The sequence below is a fragment of the Pseudomonas arsenicoxydans genome (genome assembly GCF_006438915.1).
Taxonomy (GTDB): domain Bacteria; phylum Pseudomonadota; class Gammaproteobacteria; order Pseudomonadales; family Pseudomonadaceae; genus Aquipseudomonas; species Aquipseudomonas arsenicoxydans_A.
In genome coordinates this window covers 93,055-109,017 of record NZ_RCZE01000016.1, presented here as the reverse complement: position 1 = coordinate 109,017, position 15,963 = coordinate 93,055, and the positions used below count along the sequence as shown (strand labels likewise).

The 15,963-nt window shown below is 60.0% G+C and carries 15 protein-coding genes; 10 read left to right on the top strand and 5 right to left on the bottom strand.

What is annotated here, in order from left to right; all coding sequences use genetic code 11:
* Window positions 1–161: 161 nt before the first annotated feature.
* Complete coding sequence (locus EAH78_RS27950) at window positions 162–710, top strand: RNA polymerase factor sigma-70 (RefSeq protein WP_140670993.1); 549 nt, start codon at window positions 162–164, stop codon at window positions 708–710.
* A 155-nt stretch (window positions 711–865) separates the two neighbouring features.
* On the opposite strand, the gene EAH78_RS27945 is transcribed toward EAH78_RS27950, so the two are convergent.
* The 3 genes from EAH78_RS27945 to EAH78_RS27935 form a co-directional block, all read right to left on the bottom strand.
* On the bottom strand, window positions 866–1,879 hold the full coding sequence (locus EAH78_RS27945; protein ID WP_140670991.1) for a GNAT family N-acetyltransferase: 1,014 nt from the start codon (window positions 1,877–1,879) through the stop codon (window positions 866–868).
* Between the two features lie 94 nt (window positions 1,880–1,973).
* On the bottom strand, window positions 1,974–2,768 hold the full coding sequence (locus EAH78_RS27940; RefSeq protein ID WP_193560106.1) for a substrate-binding periplasmic protein: 795 nt from the start codon (window positions 2,766–2,768) through the stop codon (window positions 1,974–1,976).
* A gap of 92 nt (window positions 2,769–2,860) precedes the next feature.
* Entirely contained in the window at window positions 2,861–3,487 is a 627-nt protein-coding gene (locus EAH78_RS27935; RefSeq protein WP_140670986.1) for a TetR/AcrR family transcriptional regulator, read from the bottom strand.
* Between the two features lie 190 nt (window positions 3,488–3,677).
* Between EAH78_RS27935 and EAH78_RS27930 the strand changes: the two genes are divergently transcribed.
* The 8 genes from EAH78_RS27930 to EAH78_RS27895 all read left to right on the top strand — a co-directional run bounded on the left by EAH78_RS27930 (window position 3,678) and on the right by EAH78_RS27895 (window position 13,002).
* Entirely contained in the window at window positions 3,678–5,468 is a 1,791-nt protein-coding gene (locus tag EAH78_RS27930) for an acyclic terpene utilization AtuA family protein (protein WP_170219182.1), read from the top strand.
* A gap of 12 nt (window positions 5,469–5,480) precedes the next feature.
* Window positions 5,481–6,365, top strand: a complete 885-nt coding sequence (locus EAH78_RS27925; protein ID WP_140670982.1) for an SDR family oxidoreductase — start codon at window positions 5,481–5,483, stop codon at window positions 6,363–6,365.
* A 3-nt stretch (window positions 6,366–6,368) separates the two neighbouring features.
* Complete coding sequence (gene atuC, locus EAH78_RS27920; RefSeq protein ID WP_140670980.1) at window positions 6,369–7,985, top strand: geranyl-CoA carboxylase subunit beta; 1,617 nt, start codon at window positions 6,369–6,371, stop codon at window positions 7,983–7,985.
* Between the two features lie 25 nt (window positions 7,986–8,010).
* Window positions 8,011–9,168, top strand: coding sequence for a citronellyl-CoA dehydrogenase (gene atuD, locus EAH78_RS27915; RefSeq protein WP_140670978.1), 1,158 nt, complete (start codon window positions 8,011–8,013; stop codon window positions 9,166–9,168).
* Window positions 9,165–9,962: an enoyl-CoA hydratase/isomerase family protein gene (locus tag EAH78_RS27910; protein ID WP_140670976.1), complete on the top strand. Its 798-nt coding sequence runs from the start codon at window positions 9,165–9,167 to the stop codon at window positions 9,960–9,962. Before atuD ends, EAH78_RS27910 begins: the two co-directional genes overlap by 4 nt.
* Window positions 9,963–10,072: 110 nt before the next feature.
* Window positions 10,073–12,034, top strand: a complete 1,962-nt coding sequence (locus EAH78_RS27905) for an acetyl-CoA carboxylase biotin carboxylase subunit (protein WP_140670974.1) — start codon at window positions 10,073–10,075, stop codon at window positions 12,032–12,034.
* A gap of 71 nt (window positions 12,035–12,105) precedes the next feature.
* A complete protein-coding gene (locus EAH78_RS27900; RefSeq protein ID WP_140670972.1) occupies window positions 12,106–12,648 on the top strand; it encodes an exonuclease domain-containing protein in 543 nt (180 codons plus the stop codon).
* Window positions 12,649–12,717: 69 nt separating this feature from the next.
* Window positions 12,718–13,002: a pyrimidine/purine nucleoside phosphorylase gene (locus EAH78_RS27895; RefSeq protein WP_011335266.1), complete on the top strand. Its 285-nt coding sequence runs from the start codon at window positions 12,718–12,720 to the stop codon at window positions 13,000–13,002.
* A gap of 72 nt (window positions 13,003–13,074) precedes the next feature.
* Here EAH78_RS27895 and EAH78_RS27890 read toward each other — a convergent pair whose 3' ends face one another.
* Both EAH78_RS27890 and EAH78_RS27885 read right to left on the bottom strand, forming a co-directional pair.
* Window positions 13,075–13,881 carry an MOSC domain-containing protein gene (locus tag EAH78_RS27890; RefSeq protein WP_140670970.1) on the bottom strand — a complete coding sequence of 269 codons (807 nt, stop codon included), beginning with the start codon at window positions 13,879–13,881 and terminating at the stop codon, window positions 13,075–13,077.
* 91 nt (window positions 13,882–13,972) lie between these two features.
* Entirely contained in the window at window positions 13,973–14,908 is a 936-nt protein-coding gene (locus EAH78_RS27885) for a chemotaxis protein CheV (RefSeq protein ID WP_027925758.1), read from the bottom strand.
* A gap of 462 nt (window positions 14,909–15,370) precedes the next feature.
* Between EAH78_RS27885 and EAH78_RS27880 the strand changes: the two genes are divergently transcribed.
* On the top strand, window positions 15,371–15,841 hold the full coding sequence (locus tag EAH78_RS27880) for a hypothetical protein (protein WP_140670968.1): 471 nt from the start codon (window positions 15,371–15,373) through the stop codon (window positions 15,839–15,841).
* Window positions 15,842–15,963: the final 122 nt, after the last annotated feature.

Sequence of the window (15,963 nt, the reverse complement as noted above, 5' to 3'; positions counted from 1 at the left end):
GAGTGTCGGCGTGCGGCAGTTCGCACTTTGCACCACTGAGGCGCATTACTTCTCTTTCTCAATTGACAATCATTATCATTAAGCCTAATTTGTCGCTCGACGTGTCGGGCGGCACCGGTTTCGTGCCGCCCCACCAACCTATTGGCAGCAGGGTGATTTCCATGACGGAACCAGTATCCACAAGCAGGTGCGATTCACCGCTACTTCAGGCCTTCGTCGACAATCGACTGATTCTGGTCAAGATTGCAGCCCGCATTACCGGTTGCAGGTCACGCGCTGAAGACGTGGTGCAGGATGCATTTTTCCGGCTGCAATCAGCACCGGCGATCACCTCCTCGTTCAAGGCTCAGCTCAGCTACCTGTTCCAGATCGTGCGCAACCTGGCGATCGACCACTACCGCAAGCAGGCGCTGGAGCAGAAGTATTCCGGCCCTGAAGAGGAAGGTCTGAACGTGGTGATCCAAGGCGCTTCACCTGAAACCTCGCACATCAACTTCTCGACCCTTGAGCACATTGCCGATGCGCTGACGGAGTTGCCGAGCCGCACCCGTTACGCCTTCGAGATGTACCGTCTGCACGGGGTGCCGCAGAAGGACATCGCCAAGGAACTCGGCGTATCGCCAACCCTGGTGAATTTCATGATTCGCGATGCGCTGGTGCATTGCCGCAAGGTGTCGGGGAGTCGGGCGGATACTTTTGCTCGTCGCTAGGACCTGATATCGGCGTCGCCCCATTCGCGAGCAAGCCCGCTCCCACATTTGATCTCTGGTACTCACAAATTATGTGGTCACAGGAGATCAAATGTGGGAGCGGGCTTGCTCGCGAAGGCGGACTCAAAACCGCTGCAGATCTTGAACCTTAAGCATCAAGCCAACGCACACCGATCAAAAAACCGCTCCCGCCCCACCACCATCAACGCCGCGCGCTTATGCGGGAAATCAAACTCCTTCTCGCAGTAAAAACCCCGCCCCTGCATATACCCGATCATCTTCGCGTTATCAGCGCGAGGCTCGGCCACCACCCGTTGCGTGCGCGGGTCGTCAAGAAACAGGTAATGCACCAGCGCCGATAACCAACTCGCCACTTTGTACGGCCCCCGGTGGTTTTCCTCACCCACCAGCATGTGGATGCCACGGTCGTAATCATCGACGTCATAGAACGGCGCGATGCGATCTTCCCTGGCCCAATACGCTTCGAAATAGGCAAACGGCTGATCATCGAAACAGCCGATCAGGGTCAGCGTGTGCGGGTCCACCGCCAGTTTGTCCAGGTAGTCTCGATGCTGGTCGAGACTGCCCTCCTCCTGCCAGAAACTCGCCACACGCGGGCTGTTCTGCCAGCGATTGAAACGCTCCAGGTCCAATTCAATGTTCACTGTGCGCAGGGAAACCCAGGCACCGAGGCGCACATCAAAGCGCCGATACACTTCGCCCTGCGGCTTCGGTGGTCGCAGCGGATGACGCTTGCCGTTGCTGATGACCCGATGCTGCGGATAACTGACGGTCTGCGATTCGCCCAGCCATGGCTGAGGTATTTGCCAGAACAGAGTACGCAAACAGTGATACTGGCCGACGATTTCGCTGGGAATCAGCAAGCCGCTGAGCAGTGCATCGGTGGGAATTTCGTCGAATTGCCAAGTCAGGCGCTGGCAAGCAGGATCACGGGCAAACAGCCAATAACAGGCGGTCCGGATGCCCTGTCCGAGAGGTTGGCCAAAGTGCTCTTCCACTTGCACCTGTAACTCGGGCTCACGGGTCAGGCGCAGCTGAATCAACGGCTGGCCTTGCAGGCTGAGGTGCAGGCGGTTTTCGGTTTCATCGGCTACAAGCGGCCCTTCGGTTGGCAGGGCCAGCACAGTCAGGTCATTCAAATCGGGCATGGGTCGGGCTCACGTTAATCGTCGACAGTTCAACGATGTGACGTGAGTCGGGGCCGGAAATTTAAGACAACTGTGTAAATACTGCTGTGTGATATCAGGTTCGCGGCACCGGCACCACGGCGATTTTGTACGGATCGAAAATCTTCAGCATCTGGCCGTTGTCGCGCAGTCCTTCCAGCAATTTGCTGAACGCTTCGCCCGTGATAGGCGCGGAGGGACGCAGGATGGCGTAGTGGTGATAGACCTGATCGATGCGCTGGGACACCAGCAGTTGATCGGCGACTTTCTCGTTACGCAGCAGGTAATCGCTCAGATAAGAGCGCGTCACCAGAGCAATGTCGGCCCGCCCGCGCAGCACCATCAGCAAGTTGCTGTCGTGGGAATAGGTCAGCGTCGCGTTGTAGTTTTGCGCGAGGAATTTCGGGTCGGCATTGAAGTTGGCGAATTCGTAGTGATAGCCGCTGAACAGGGCCAGGCGCTTGCCGGTGAGGTCGACAAAATAGTTCTGCTGTCGATCCGGCAGGCGTTGCGCGACGAAAATCTCGGCGTCTTCAAGCCCCATATCGACGCTGGTGTGAGGAATGTCCTTCCACCCCCAATCCGGGTTTTCGAAAATCGCCATGTCGACCCGGCCCTGCTTGAAATCACCAAAGCGCCGGGGAATGGAAGTGGGCACCAGGACAAACTGATAATCGCTTTGCTCGCGATTCAAAGCCTCGACCAACTGTGGCAGCAGGCCGGTGTCGACACCGGTTTCCGGGCGAATGGTGTAGGGCGGAAAATGCGCCGCACCCACTCGCACCAGTTGTGCAGCGTGGGACGGCAATACCCAGAGCGCCGCAAGCGACGTCAGCAAAAGCCGCGAAGCCGTCCTGATTGGCGAAGACATCAAAACAACCCACTCCCCAAAAAAATACGCATCAATGCAATCAAGCTAGGCGGTTTCGGCCACTTAGCCAGTTTCCTTAGATTGGCACAACCTTATTGTTTTTCTTCCAGTACGAGAATCAAGGCTTCCTCGGCCAATTGATCAAGGCTCATGCTGCCGCCAGCGCGAAACCAGGTGGTGGTCCAGGACAACGCGCCCGTGAGGAAACGCCGCGTGATGAACACATCGCCGCGAATGAAACCCGCATCCTTGGCTTCGCCCAACACCTGCAGCCAGAGCTCTTCATAAATATCCCGCAGTGCCAATACCTGCGCCTGCCCTTCTTCGGACAACGAGCGCCATTCATACACCAGCACCGCCATGGCCTCGCCGCTGCCGCCCATGATCGACTGCAACTCGCAACGAATCAGCGCCAGCACCCGTTCGCGGACGTTGCCGGACTCGGCCAGGGCCGCACGCATCAACGCGGTGTTGTAGCGGATGGTCTCTTCCATCACGGCGCGAAGGATTTCGTCCTTGCTTTTGAAGTGATGAAAAATGCTGCCTGACTGGATGCCCACGGCACCCGCCAGATCGCGCACGGTGGTGCGTTCATAACCTTTGTTGCGGAACAGGTGAGCCGCCACTTGCAGCAGTTTGCCGCGGGCGCTGTCCGGGTCGGTCAATTGGCCGATGTCGACCAATTCGCGCATGACCCTCAGGGCTTTTTGCTCGTCCACCCGTTCTCTCCTACAGTCGATCAATCAAATACGCCGCTCGCCGCCAAAACACGGGGGTTGCGCGGGCAATTTAAGCTGGCGAGGGCAACCAAGCAAGCGCTCGGGCAGAAGATATTTCAGGAGTTTACAAACCAAGCGCTTGCTTGGTAGTCTCGATTCACTTCAGTGGGAGGTGGCTATGCAGTTGACTGTGCCCAAAACGATTCGCATCGGCTGCGCCAGCGCCTTCTGGGGCGACACCTCGACCGCCGCCGCGCAACTGGTGGAAGGTGGACGCCTGGACTACCTGGTCTTCGACTATCTGGCTGAAATCACCCTGTCGATCATGGCCGGCGCACGGATGAAAGACCCACAGGCCGGCTATGCGGGGGACTTCATCGAAGTCCTCAGCCCATTGCTGGGGCAACTTGCCGAACAGAAGATTCGTGTCATCAGTAACGCCGGAGGGGTCAACCCGCTCGCCTGCGCCGCCGCCCTGCAAGCCGCCTGCAACAAGGCCGGCGTGGCGCTGAAAATCGCCGTGCTGCTGGGCGATGACCTGCAACCGCAATTCAAACAGCTGAGCAGCCTTGGCCTTCATGAAATGTTCAGCGGCGCGCCGTTACCGCCCCTGTGCGTATCGACCAACGCCTACCTCGGCGCACCGGGCATCGTCGAAGCCTTGCGCCTGGGCGCAGACATCGTCATCACCGGTCGCGTGGTCGACAGCGCCGTGGTCAGCGCGGCACTGGTGCATGAATTCGGCTGGTCCTGGCACGACTACGACAAACTGGCCCAAGCCGCGCTGGCCGGCCACATCATCGAATGCGGCGCCCAATGCACCGGCGGTAATTTCACCGACTGGCGCGAAGTGCCCGATTACGAACACATCGGCTTCCCCATCGTCGAAGTCAGCGCCGACAGCCAGTTCATCGTCAGCAAACCGGAAGGCTCCGGCGGCCTGGTCACGCCACTGACCGTCGGCGAGCAGATGCTCTATGAAATCGGCGATCCACGGGCTTACCTGCTGCCCGATGTGGTCTGCGATTTCACTCAAGTCAAACTTCAGCAACAGGGCAAAAATGCGGTCCAGGTACACGGCGCCAAAGGCTTGCCGCCGACCGGTCAGTACAAGGTCAGCGCGACGTACCCGGACGGTTTCCGTTGCACTGCCAGTTGCCTGATCGCGGGCATCGATGCGGTGGACAAGGCACGTCGGGTCAGCGAAGCGATCATCAACAAGACCTCGGACATTTTCCGCCAGCGCGGCTGGGCGCCCTACAGCGAAGTGAACATCGAACTGCTCGGCAGCGAGGCCACCTACGGCCCCCACGGCCAGCGCACGGACAGCCGCGAAGTGGTGATCAAACTCGCGGTGCGCCACCCGAGCAAACAGGCGTTGATCGTGTTCTCCCGGGAAATCGCCCAGGCCGCAACGGGCATGGCACCGGGGCTGACCGGCATCGTCGGCGGGCGGCCGACGGTGTATCCGCTGATCCGGCTGTTCTCCTTCCTTATCGACAAAACCGCCTGCACGCTGGACATTGATTTCAATGGCCAGCGCCACCCCTGCACCCCGCCCGCCGTCGATGTGCTCGACCCGGATGACTTGCCTGTCCCGTTCGACCCACCGCAGCCCACCGACCGCGCCGACGCCAGCGTGGCCCTGATCCAACTCGCGGTCGCCCGCTCCGGCGACAAGGGCAATCACAGCAACATCGGCGTCATGGCCCGCGAGCCCGAGTACCTGCCGTGGATCGCCGAAGCGCTGACACCGGAGGTCATGGTCGACTGGATGAGCCACGTCCTCGACCCCGTTCACGGGCGCGTGGAGCGCTGGTATTTGCCCGGAACCCACAGCCTGAATTTTCTCCTGGAGAACGCCCTCGGCGGCGGTGGCGTGGCCAGCCTGCGGATCGACCCGCAAGGCAAGGCCTTCGCCCAGCAGCTGTTGGAGATCCAGATTCCGGTGCCGCAACGCATCGCCGACCAGGTCAACTAGAGGACTGCCGCCATGGCTTACGATTCTATTTTCAAAGCCGACTTGTTTGCGGGACAAACCATCCTTGTCACCGGTGGCGGCAGCGGCATCGGCCGTTGCACCGCCCATGAATTGGCAGCACTGGGCGCGCATGTGCTGCTGGTCGGGCGCAAGGCCGACAAGTTGAAAAGCGTCGCCGCCGAGATTGCCGAAGACGGCGGCAAGGCGGATTGGGCCGCCTGCGATATTCGCGAGGAAGAAGCGGTCAAGCATCTGGTCAGCGAGTTGATTCGCAAATACGGGCCGATCCACGGGCTGGTCAACAATGCAGGCGGGCAGTTTCCTTCGCCACTGGCCTCGATCAATCAGAAAGGTTTCGAAACCGTGGTCCGCACCAATCTGGTGGGCGGTTTCCTGATGGCCAGGGAAGTGTTCAATCAATCCATGAGCAAGCATGGCGGCGCCATCGTCAACATGCTCGCCGACATGTGGGGCGGCATGCCCGGCATGGGGCACTCAGGCGCAGCGCGCGCGGGCATGGATAACCTGACCAAGACTGCTGCCTTCGAATGGGGTTACGCCGGGGTGCGGGTCAACGCGGTAGCGCCGGGGTGGGTGGCGTCCAGTGGCATGGACACTTACGAAGGCGCGTTCAAAGCAGTGATTCCGACCTTGCGCGAACACGTGCCGCTGAAGCGCATCGGGACCGAATCGGAAGTCAGCGCGGCGATTGTGTTCCTGCTCAGCCCGGCAGCGGCGTTTGTCAGTGGCAGCACCTTGCGCATCGACGGCGCTGCCAGCCTGGGCGGGCGGGCGTGGCCGATTCACAAGGCGACGAACAGTGAGTCGTATAACGGTTTTCACCGCGCCTACTTACCAGAAGTGCTCAGACCAGACGTACTCAAGGACAAGGAATAAGCCATGCCGGTGATTCAGTCGCAAGTGGACCCGTTCAGCGCGCAGTTCGCCCAGAACCGCGCCGCGATGCAGGCCGTGATCGAGCACGTGCGCCAGCTCGAACAGAACCTGTTGAACAAGGCGGCCGAAGCCAAGCCGAAATTCGACAAGCGTGGTCAACTGCTGCCGCGCGAACGCCTTAACCTGCTGCTCGACCCCGGCGCGCCGTTCCTCGAACTGGCGAGCCTGGCTGGCTACAAGCTGCACGATGACAAGGACGGCAGCGCGGCCGGTGGTGGTTTGATCGCCGGGATCGGTTACGTGTCCGGCGTGCGGGTGCTGGTGGTGGCGAACAACAGCGCGATCAAGGGCGGGACCATTTCCCCCAGCGGATTGAAAAAATCCCTGCGCCTGCAACAGATCGCCATGGAGAACAAACTGCCGGTGATCACCCTCGCCGAAAGCGGTGGCGCCAACCTGAATTACGCCGCGGACATTTTCGTCGAAGGCGCGCGCAGCTTTGCCAATCAGGCACGGATGTCAGCCATGGGATTGCCGCAGATTACCGTGGTGCATGGCTCGGCCACTGCGGGCGGCGCTTATCAGCCGGGATTGTCGGATTACGTGGTGGTCGTGCGCGGCAAGGCCAAGCTGTTTCTCGCCGGCCCGCCCCTGCTGAAAGCGGCAACCGGAGAAGTCGCCACGGACGAAGAACTCGGCGGCGCCGAGATGCACGCGCAAACCGCTGGCACCGCCGAGTACCTGGCCGAGAACGATGCCGACGGCGTGCGCCAGGTGCGCGAGATCGTCAGCCTGTTGCCTTGGAACGATCAGTTGCCCCGGCGCCCGGAACATCGCTGGGAGGAGCCGCTCTACCCCATCGACGAGCTGCTGGGCCTGATCCCGGACGACCCGAAAAAACCCTATGACGTGCGCGAGATCATCGCGCGTATTGCCGACGGTTCGAACTTCCTCGAACTCAAGGCGGAGTTCGATCAGCAGACCGTCTGCGGCCACCTGAAAATCCAGGGGCGTGCCTGCGGTTTCATCGGCAACAACGGCCCGATTACGCCCAAGGGGGCGAGCAAGGCCGCGCAGTTCATCCAGCTGTGCGACCAGGGCCAGACGCCCCTGCTGTTTTTCCACAACACCACCGGGTTTATGGTCGGCACAGAATCGGAACAGCAAGGCGTGATCAAGCACGGCGCGAAGATGATTCAAGCGGTGGCGAATGCGCGGGTGCCGAAACTGACGATTGTCGTCGGCGGCTCCTATGGCGCCGGCAACTACGCGATGTGCGGCCGTGGCCTTGATCCGCGGTTCATCTTCGCCTGGCCCAACAGTCGCACCGCTGTGATGGGTGGCGCTCAGGCCGGCAAAGTGCTGCGGATCGTCACCGAGGCCAAGCAGCTCAAGGAAGGTTTGGTGCCGGACCCGAAAATGCTCGACATGCTGGAGCAGGTCACCGCGCAGAAACTCGACAGCCAGTCCACCGCGCTCTACGGCAGTGCCAACCTGTGGGACGACGGGCTGCTCGATCCGCGGGACACGCGGACGTTGCTCGGTTACTTGCTGGATATCTGTCACGAGGCCGAGGTGCGGCCGCTGCAAGCCAACAGTTTTGGCGTCGCCAGGTTCTAGACCGGCCTTTAGGAGAACAATAAAAATGATCTTCACCCAGGAACACGAAGCACTGCGTCGCACCGTTCGCCAGTTCGTCGATCACGAGATCAACCCTCACGTCGAGGAATGGGAAAAGGCCGGTCGTTTTCCGATCCACGAGATCTTTCGCAAGGCCGGCGACCTTGGCCTGCTGGGGATTTCCAAACCGGAAAAATTCGGTGGCATGGGTCTGGACTACAGCTATTCGATCGTCGCTGCCGAAGAGTTCGGCACCATCCACTGCGGCGGCATTCCGATGTCCATCGGTGTGCAGACCGACATGTGCACGCCCGCCCTCGCCCGCTTCGGCTCCGATGAACTGCGTGAGCAATTCCTGCGCCCGGCGATTACCGGCGAACAGGTCGGCTGCATCGGCGTTTCCGAAGTCGGTGCCGGCTCCGACGTCGCCGGGCTAAAAACCACCGCCCGCAAGGACGGCGACGATTACGTGATCAATGGCAGCAAGATGTGGATCACCAACTCGCCCTGCGCTGATTTCATCTGCCTGCTGGCCAACACCTCGGACGACAAACCGCACATCAACAAGTCGCTGATCATGGTGCCGATGAACACACCCGGCATCAGCCTCAGTTCGCACTTGGACAAGCTCGGCATGCGCAGCTCGGAAACCGCCCAGGTGTTTTTCGACAATGTGCGTGTGCCGCAACGCAACCGCATCGGCCACGAAGGCGCCGGGTTCATGATGCAAATGCTGCAATTCCAGGAGGAACGCCTGTTCGGTGCGGCGAACATGATCAAGGGCCTGGAATACTGCGTCGACAGCACCATCGAGTACTGCAAGGAACGCAAAACCTTCGGCAATGCTCTGATTGACAACCAGGTGATCCACTTCCGTCTGGCGGAGCTGCAAACCGAAATCGAATGCCTGCGGGCGCTGGTCTATCAGGCCAGCGAGCAATACCTCAAAGGCCAGGACGTCACCCGCCTGGCCTCCATGGCCAAGCTCAAGGCCGGGCGTTTGGGCCGTGAAGTCAGCGACAGTTGCCTGCAATATTGGGGCGGCATGGGTTTCATGTGGGACAACCCGGTGGCCCGCGCTTACCGCGACGTGCGGCTGGTGTCGATTGGCGGTGGCGCCGATGAAATCATGCTGGGGATCATCTGCAAACTCATGGGTATTCTGCCGGGGAAAAAGAAATGAGCACCCTGCCCGATTGCCAGACGTTACTGCTGGAGCCGCATAACGGCGTACTGCACATCACCCTCAATCGCCCGGAAAGTCGCAACGCCATGAGTCTGCACATGGTCGCCGAACTGCGCGCGGTCCTTGCGGCGGTGCGTGATGATCGAGCGGTTCGGGCCTTGGTGATCGGCGGTGCCGGCGGGCATTTCTGTGCCGGTGGCGACATCAAGGACATGGCCAACGCACGTGCCCAAGGCCCGGACGCGTATCGCGAGTTGAACCGGGCGTTCGGCGCACTGCTGCAAGAGGTGCAACACGCGCCGCAAGTGGTGATTACGGTGCTGCAAGGCGCGGTATTGGGCGGTGGCCTGGGTCTGGCGTGCGTCAGTGACGTCGCCCTGGCCGATCACCTGGCTCAGTTCGGATTGCCGGAAACCAGCCTCGGCTTGTTGCCCGCGCAAATCGCCCCGTTTGTGGTCCAGCGCATCGGCCTGACCCAGGCCCGACGCCTGGCGCTGACCGCCGCACGTTTCGACGGCACACAGGCGCGGCGCATGGGCCTGGTGCATTTTGTCGAGCACGACGCGCAAGCGCTGGCCGAACGCCTCGATGAAATCCTAGCCCATGTGCTGTGCTGCGCGCCGGGGGCAAATGCGACGACTAAAAAACTGCTGCTGGCGAGTGCCGGGCAACCGTCGGATGCGTTGCTCGATGACGCTGCGCAGTGGTTTAGCGAAGCGGTGACGGGGGCGGAAGGCGTCGAAGGGACGATGGCTTTTGTGCAAAAAAGAAAACCGGGGTGGGCCAGTTAAAAGCTTCGCGAGCAAGCCCGCTCCCACATTCGAACGCATTTCAAATGTGGGAGCGGGCTTGCTCGCGAAGAGGCCATCACATCCACCGCAAACTCTAAGGGAAGCCTCGCATGCCCGGACTCAGAAAAATCCTGATCGCCAACCGCGCTGAAATCGCCTGCCGTATCCAGCGCACCGCCCAGGCCCTGGGCTATCGCACCGTCGCCATCTTCAGCGACGCCGACGCCGATGCCCTGCACGTACAAATGGCCGACGAAGCCGTCAACATCGGCCCGGCCCCGGTGCAGCAGTCTTATCTGAACATCCCGGCCATCATCGACGCCGCCCGGCGCACCGGTGCCGACGCGATCCACCCCGGCTACGGCTTCCTCTCGGAAAACGCTGGCTTCGCCCTCGCCTGCCGTGACGCTGGCATTACCTTCATCGGCCCCAGCCCCGAAGCCATTGAGCTGATGGGCAGCAAACGCCTGTCGAAAATCGCCATGATCGATGCGGGCGTACCCTGCGTTAAAGGTTATCAAGGCGCCGAACAGGACGACGCTACCCTGACCCGCGAAGCCGACCGCATCGGTTACCCACTGATGATCAAGGCCAGTGCGGGCGGGGGCGGACGTGGCATGCGCCTGGTACAGGATGCCAGCGAATTGCTGGAACAACTGCGCACCGCACGCTCCGAAGCGCAACATGGTTTCGGCAGCGACGAACTGATCCTCGAACAAGCCTTGATCGACCCGCGTCACGTCGAGATTCAGCTATTTGGCGATCAGCACGGCAACCTGATCTACCTCGGCGAACGCGACTGTTCGATCCAGCGCCGCCATCAAAAAGTCATCGAAGAAGCGCCGTGCCCGGTGATGACCAGCGTGTTGCGTCAGGCCATGGGCGAGGCCGCGCTCAAGGCCGGCCGGGCGGTGAATTACGTCGGCGCCGGCACGGTGGAATTTCTGCTGGATGCACGTGGGCAGTTCTACTTTCTGGAGATGAACACCCGGCTGCAAGTGGAACACCCGGTGACCGAACTGATCACCGGGTTGGACCTGGTGGCCTGGCAACTGCTCGTCGCCGAAGGACAACCGCTGCCATTGCGACAGGAGCAGGTTCAGCTCAACGGGCATGCCATGGAAGTGCGTTTGTACGCCGAAGATCCCGCTCACGACTTTCTACCGCAAACCGGTCAAGTCACGGCGTGGGAGCCTGCGTTGCAGAACGGTGTTCGGATTGATCATGGCCTGATTGAAGGCCAGGACATCAGTCCGTTCTACGACCCGATGCTGGGCAAAATCATCGCCCACGGCGCAACCCGCGAAGAGGCCCGGCGCAAGTTGCTGCGGGCGGTGCAGGACAGCGTGTTGCTGGGTGTACAGAGTAATCAGCGCCTGCTTGCCGGTCTGCTGCAACACCCGCAATTCATCAGCGGCGAGTTCAGCACCGGGTTCATCCCGACCTGCTTTGCTGACGATCCGTGCTTGCAGGCCCACGTCCCGAGCGCCTGTGAACTGGCCATCGCTGCTGCGCTGTTCTATCAAGCGTCGGCACAGGCTCACGCGGCACCACTGGCGGGCTGGCGCAATAATGCCAGCGTGCCGTTGCACTACCGCATCGGCCTGAATGACCAGGATTGGCCGGTGGAATTGAACGCCTTGCCTGACGAGGCGTTTCAGATCCACGTCGCCGGGCAACGGCTCAACTTGAAGATCATCCGTAGCGATGGGCGCTGGGCAATGCTGGAGATCGACGGCATCCACCAGCGTCATGCCTATCGTCTCGAGGCCGGGTACCTGTGGTTGTTCGCGCGCCCCGGCAGTTTGAAACTGCTGGATCGGACCCAGGCGTTGGTCAGCAGTCAGGCCAGCGTCAGTTCCGGCACGCTCAAGGCACCGATGGACGGCGCCATCGTCGACGTACTGGTCAGTGAGGGCAGCACCGTCAGCAAAGGCCAGCTATTGGTGGTGCTCGAAGCCATGAAAATGGAGCATCCGCTCAAGTCGGGCATCGACGGCGTGCTCAAACGCTTGCAGGTTCAGGTCGGCGATCAGGTCAAAAATCGTCAGATTTTGTTGGAGGTCGAATAAGCCGCTAGGCGGATCCGCCGGGTTTGGCTACGCTCAAGCCCTATCAGGACGCGGATACCAGGAAACCTGCGATGCCTCACTGGCTGGTGATAGATCTGGAAGCCACCACCGATGAAGGTGGCTGGCCAGTAACGGAAATGGAAATCATCGAAATCGGTGCCACCCTGGTGGACCGCAAAGGTCGCGAACTGGATCACTTCCAGCGTTTCGTGCGGCCGTTGCGTCGGCCTCTGCTGACACCGTTTTGCCGGGAGCTGACTCATATCACCCAAGGCAATATCGATTCCGCGCAACTGCTGACCGAGGTCTGGCCGGCCTTCGAGCGTTGGCTGGGCCAGCATCATTCACGCCTGGAAGGCTGGGCGAGCTGGGGCGACTACGATCGCAAACAGTTGGTTCAGGAATGGGAGCGCCTGCAACTCGACAGCGCCTTGAGCCGCGTGCCGCACATGAACCTCAAGCAGCGCTTTGCCAAGGCTAGACGCCTGGAGCGCCCGCTGGGGCTCAATGGCGCGCTGCAACTGGCAGGCATGCAGTTCACCGGGCAGCAACACCGGGCACTGGAAGATGCGCGCAATACAGCTCGCTTATTACCGCTGACTCTCCCCACCTAGAGAGGTGACGGCGTTCGAGGCCTTGTGCATACTGGCCGGCCCTTTTTAGCCCTTTTCGAGGAATCGCCCATGTTTAAAGTCAACGAGTACTTCGACGGCACCGTCAAGTCGATCGCCTTTGGCACCGCTGAAGGTCCTGCGACCATCGGCGTCATGGCTGCGGGCGAATACGAATTCGGTACCAGCCAGCGTGAAATCATGCACGTGGTCAGCGGCGCCCTGACGGTCAAACTGCCTGACAGCAGCGACTGGGAAACCTTCGCCGCCGGTAGCCAGTTCAACGTGCCTGCCAACAGCAAATTCCAGCTGAAAGTGGCCGTCGACACCGCTTACCTGTGTGAATACCGCGGCTAAACCCCCGGGGTTTCATCGCGATAAAAAAATGCCCGTGTCTTTGGACACGGGCATTTTTCATTCAAAGGGGTTTTATTCGAGAATCGTCACCGGCATTCCGACTTCGAGTCGACCGTTGCTGTCGTTGACCAGATTCTGTCCAAACATCGCACCGTCGGCCTCGGCACGGTACTTCTGCAACGTGGCCAGCGGTTCCCGATCACCGCTGCGCTCACCGGTTTGCGGATCGATGGTAGTCAGAATGCAGCGTGAGCAGGATTTGACCACCCGGAACTCGACATCACCGATGCGAATACGCTTCCAGCTGTCTTCGGCATAGGCTTCGCTGCCCTCGATCACCAGGTTCGGTCGAAAACGCATCATCTCCAAGGAACGTCCGACCTTTTGCGACAAATCTTCCAGGGACGCCTGCCCGATCAGTAACAGTGGATAACCATCGGCGAACGCCACCTGATCATCGTCCTTGCCGTAACCGGCCTCGGTCATGCGCGCTCGATCAAGGGGAACTTGCACCAGACGCGTCGGCTTGCCAATGAACTCACTGACCCAGGCACCCGCCTCGTCCCCCGCATCCGGCACGCGCAAGGTGTCGCGCCAAATAGTGACGCCACGCAGTTCAGCGTGGCTGGAGGGCAAGGCGATGTCGATCGGCGAGCGGCCCGGGGCGCTGAGGGTCAAGCCACCTTCGGCATTCCACAATGCCGACAACTGGCTCATGGACGCTACTGCGCGCTGGGTCAGGAAGCGTCCGCTGGCCTCATCTACCAGCATCCAGCGTCGATCACCGTCCAGCCCCAGTTTGTCGAGGCCGACTTGTTGCAAGGTTTCGCCCTTGCCGGATTTCAACGGATAACGGTAAAGCGCACTCAGACGCAACATGGCCAGCTCCCTGATGATCAAAAAAGGCCACCCTATACGAGCTTGGTCACCGAATCAAAGGCAGAAAACAGGACACTCCCACAGGTCCTGATCAGGCCGGGACTTCGTCGAGCATCAGGCGCTGGCGCACCACGTCGACGAGTTTGTCCGGCTGGAATTTGGAGAGGAAGTTGTCGCAGCCGACTTTCTTCACCATCGAGTCGTTGAAGCTGCCCGACAGGGAGGTGTGCAGGACCACATAAAGGCCACGCAGGCGTGGGTCATTACGGATTTCGGTGGTCAGGCGGTAGCCGTCCATTTCCGGCATTTCGGCGTCGGTGAACACCATCAACAGTTTATCGGTCATGGACACGCCCGTATCCGCCCAGGCCTTGAGCATGTTCAGCGCCTTGAGACCATCGCTGGCAATGTGCATTTTCACACCCAATTGACCCAGGGTGTCGCGCAATTGCGACAGCGCGACATTGGAGTCATCCACCAACAGCACTTCACGGCCACGGGCGCGTTCCAGTACTGGATCGTCGAGTTTTTCGCGCGAGACCTTGGCGTTGTACGGCACGATTTCGGCCAGCACTTTCTCGACGTCGATGATTTCCACCAACTGGTCATCGACTTTGCTGATCGCCGTGAGGTAATGCTGGCGACCGGCGCTGGTCGGCGGCGGCAGAATGGCTTCCCAGTTCATATTGACGATGCGGTCCACGCCGCCGACCAGGAACGCCTGCACCGAACGGTTGTACTCAGTAACGATGATCGTGCTGGTCGGGCTCGGGATCAGCGGACGCATGCCGATGGCCTGGGAGAGGTCAATCACGGGCAGCGTCTGGCCGCGCAGATTGACCACGCCGCAGACGAATGGATGCCGCTGGGGCATCAGGGTCAGCTTGGGCAGTTGCAGCACTTCCTGCACTTTAAAGACGTTGATTGCGAACAATTGCCGGCCGGCCAGGCGAAACATGAGAATTTCCAGGCGATTCTCACCCACCAGTTGCGTGCGTTGGTCTACCGTGTCGAGAATGCCGGCCATCAATGACTCCTGGGCTTGTTCTGATTAATTCACTTAAAGAGGGTTATCGGCCTTTATCGCCAGATCTTGACCCTGAGACAAAATGCCACGATCGAGCATTGATGTCACATTAACATCATGGTTTACTGCATCTGCGATTCATCTGCTTCACTCCCTGCCGCGCGACCACGGTTTGCACGATAGGTTCCCCCGCGTAAGGGATTCCCTTAGTAACAATCAGGCCCAACCTGATATTCGCAATATCCAATAGCCATTAATGTGACGCCATTCTCATTGCATGAACGGAGTCAGGCTTTTGTGTGCGATCGCAGGTAAGTGGCTTTCCACCCTCTCGAGTTCCCAAGCCTTCCATCAGGCCTGCAGGGGCGCGATCTCATGCCGGCATGGCAGCGTCGGGACGTTGGACGTCCTGATCGACATACGCGACATCCCCTCATTTGACATGACGTTGTGGAGATAAGCATGCCGAACAAACCCAAGCAGTGGGCTCAGCGTTTACCAGAGTTTCTTGTCGAGGCGGAAACCCTCCTGGCCAAATCGGAGGAGTGCCTGAGCCACCTGCAATTGATCAGCAATGACAAGGACGCAATCGATTGCATGCTCAGCAGCCTGCTCAAACTGGCGAGCCGGGCCGATGCCCTGGCGCTGGAAGCCGTGTCGGAATTTTCCCTGCATATTCACGGTTTGCTGAACCACGCCCACACCCACATTGACCTGCACCAGCAAGCCTTGGGCGCGCTGAAGGATTGCTTTACGTTAATGGCCTGGCAACTCGAACTCATCGATCAGACCACCGGTCAGCTCAGCCTGGATGACAGCGAACAGACTTCCCTGCTTGAAGCCTTTGCGGTCCAGGTCGGTCAGAGTCATTTTCAATTACCGGCCAACTCCAAACCGTTTACGCTCGTTTCCTATTCGGAACGGCAGGCTTGAATTAGTCAGACAACTACGCAGTGCGTATTCTTATTGCCATGGAGCCGCTCTAAAAATGAGTGGGATCATGTCGCGATTGAATATTTCATACCTGTCCGCGACAACTCGATATTAATCGTTAC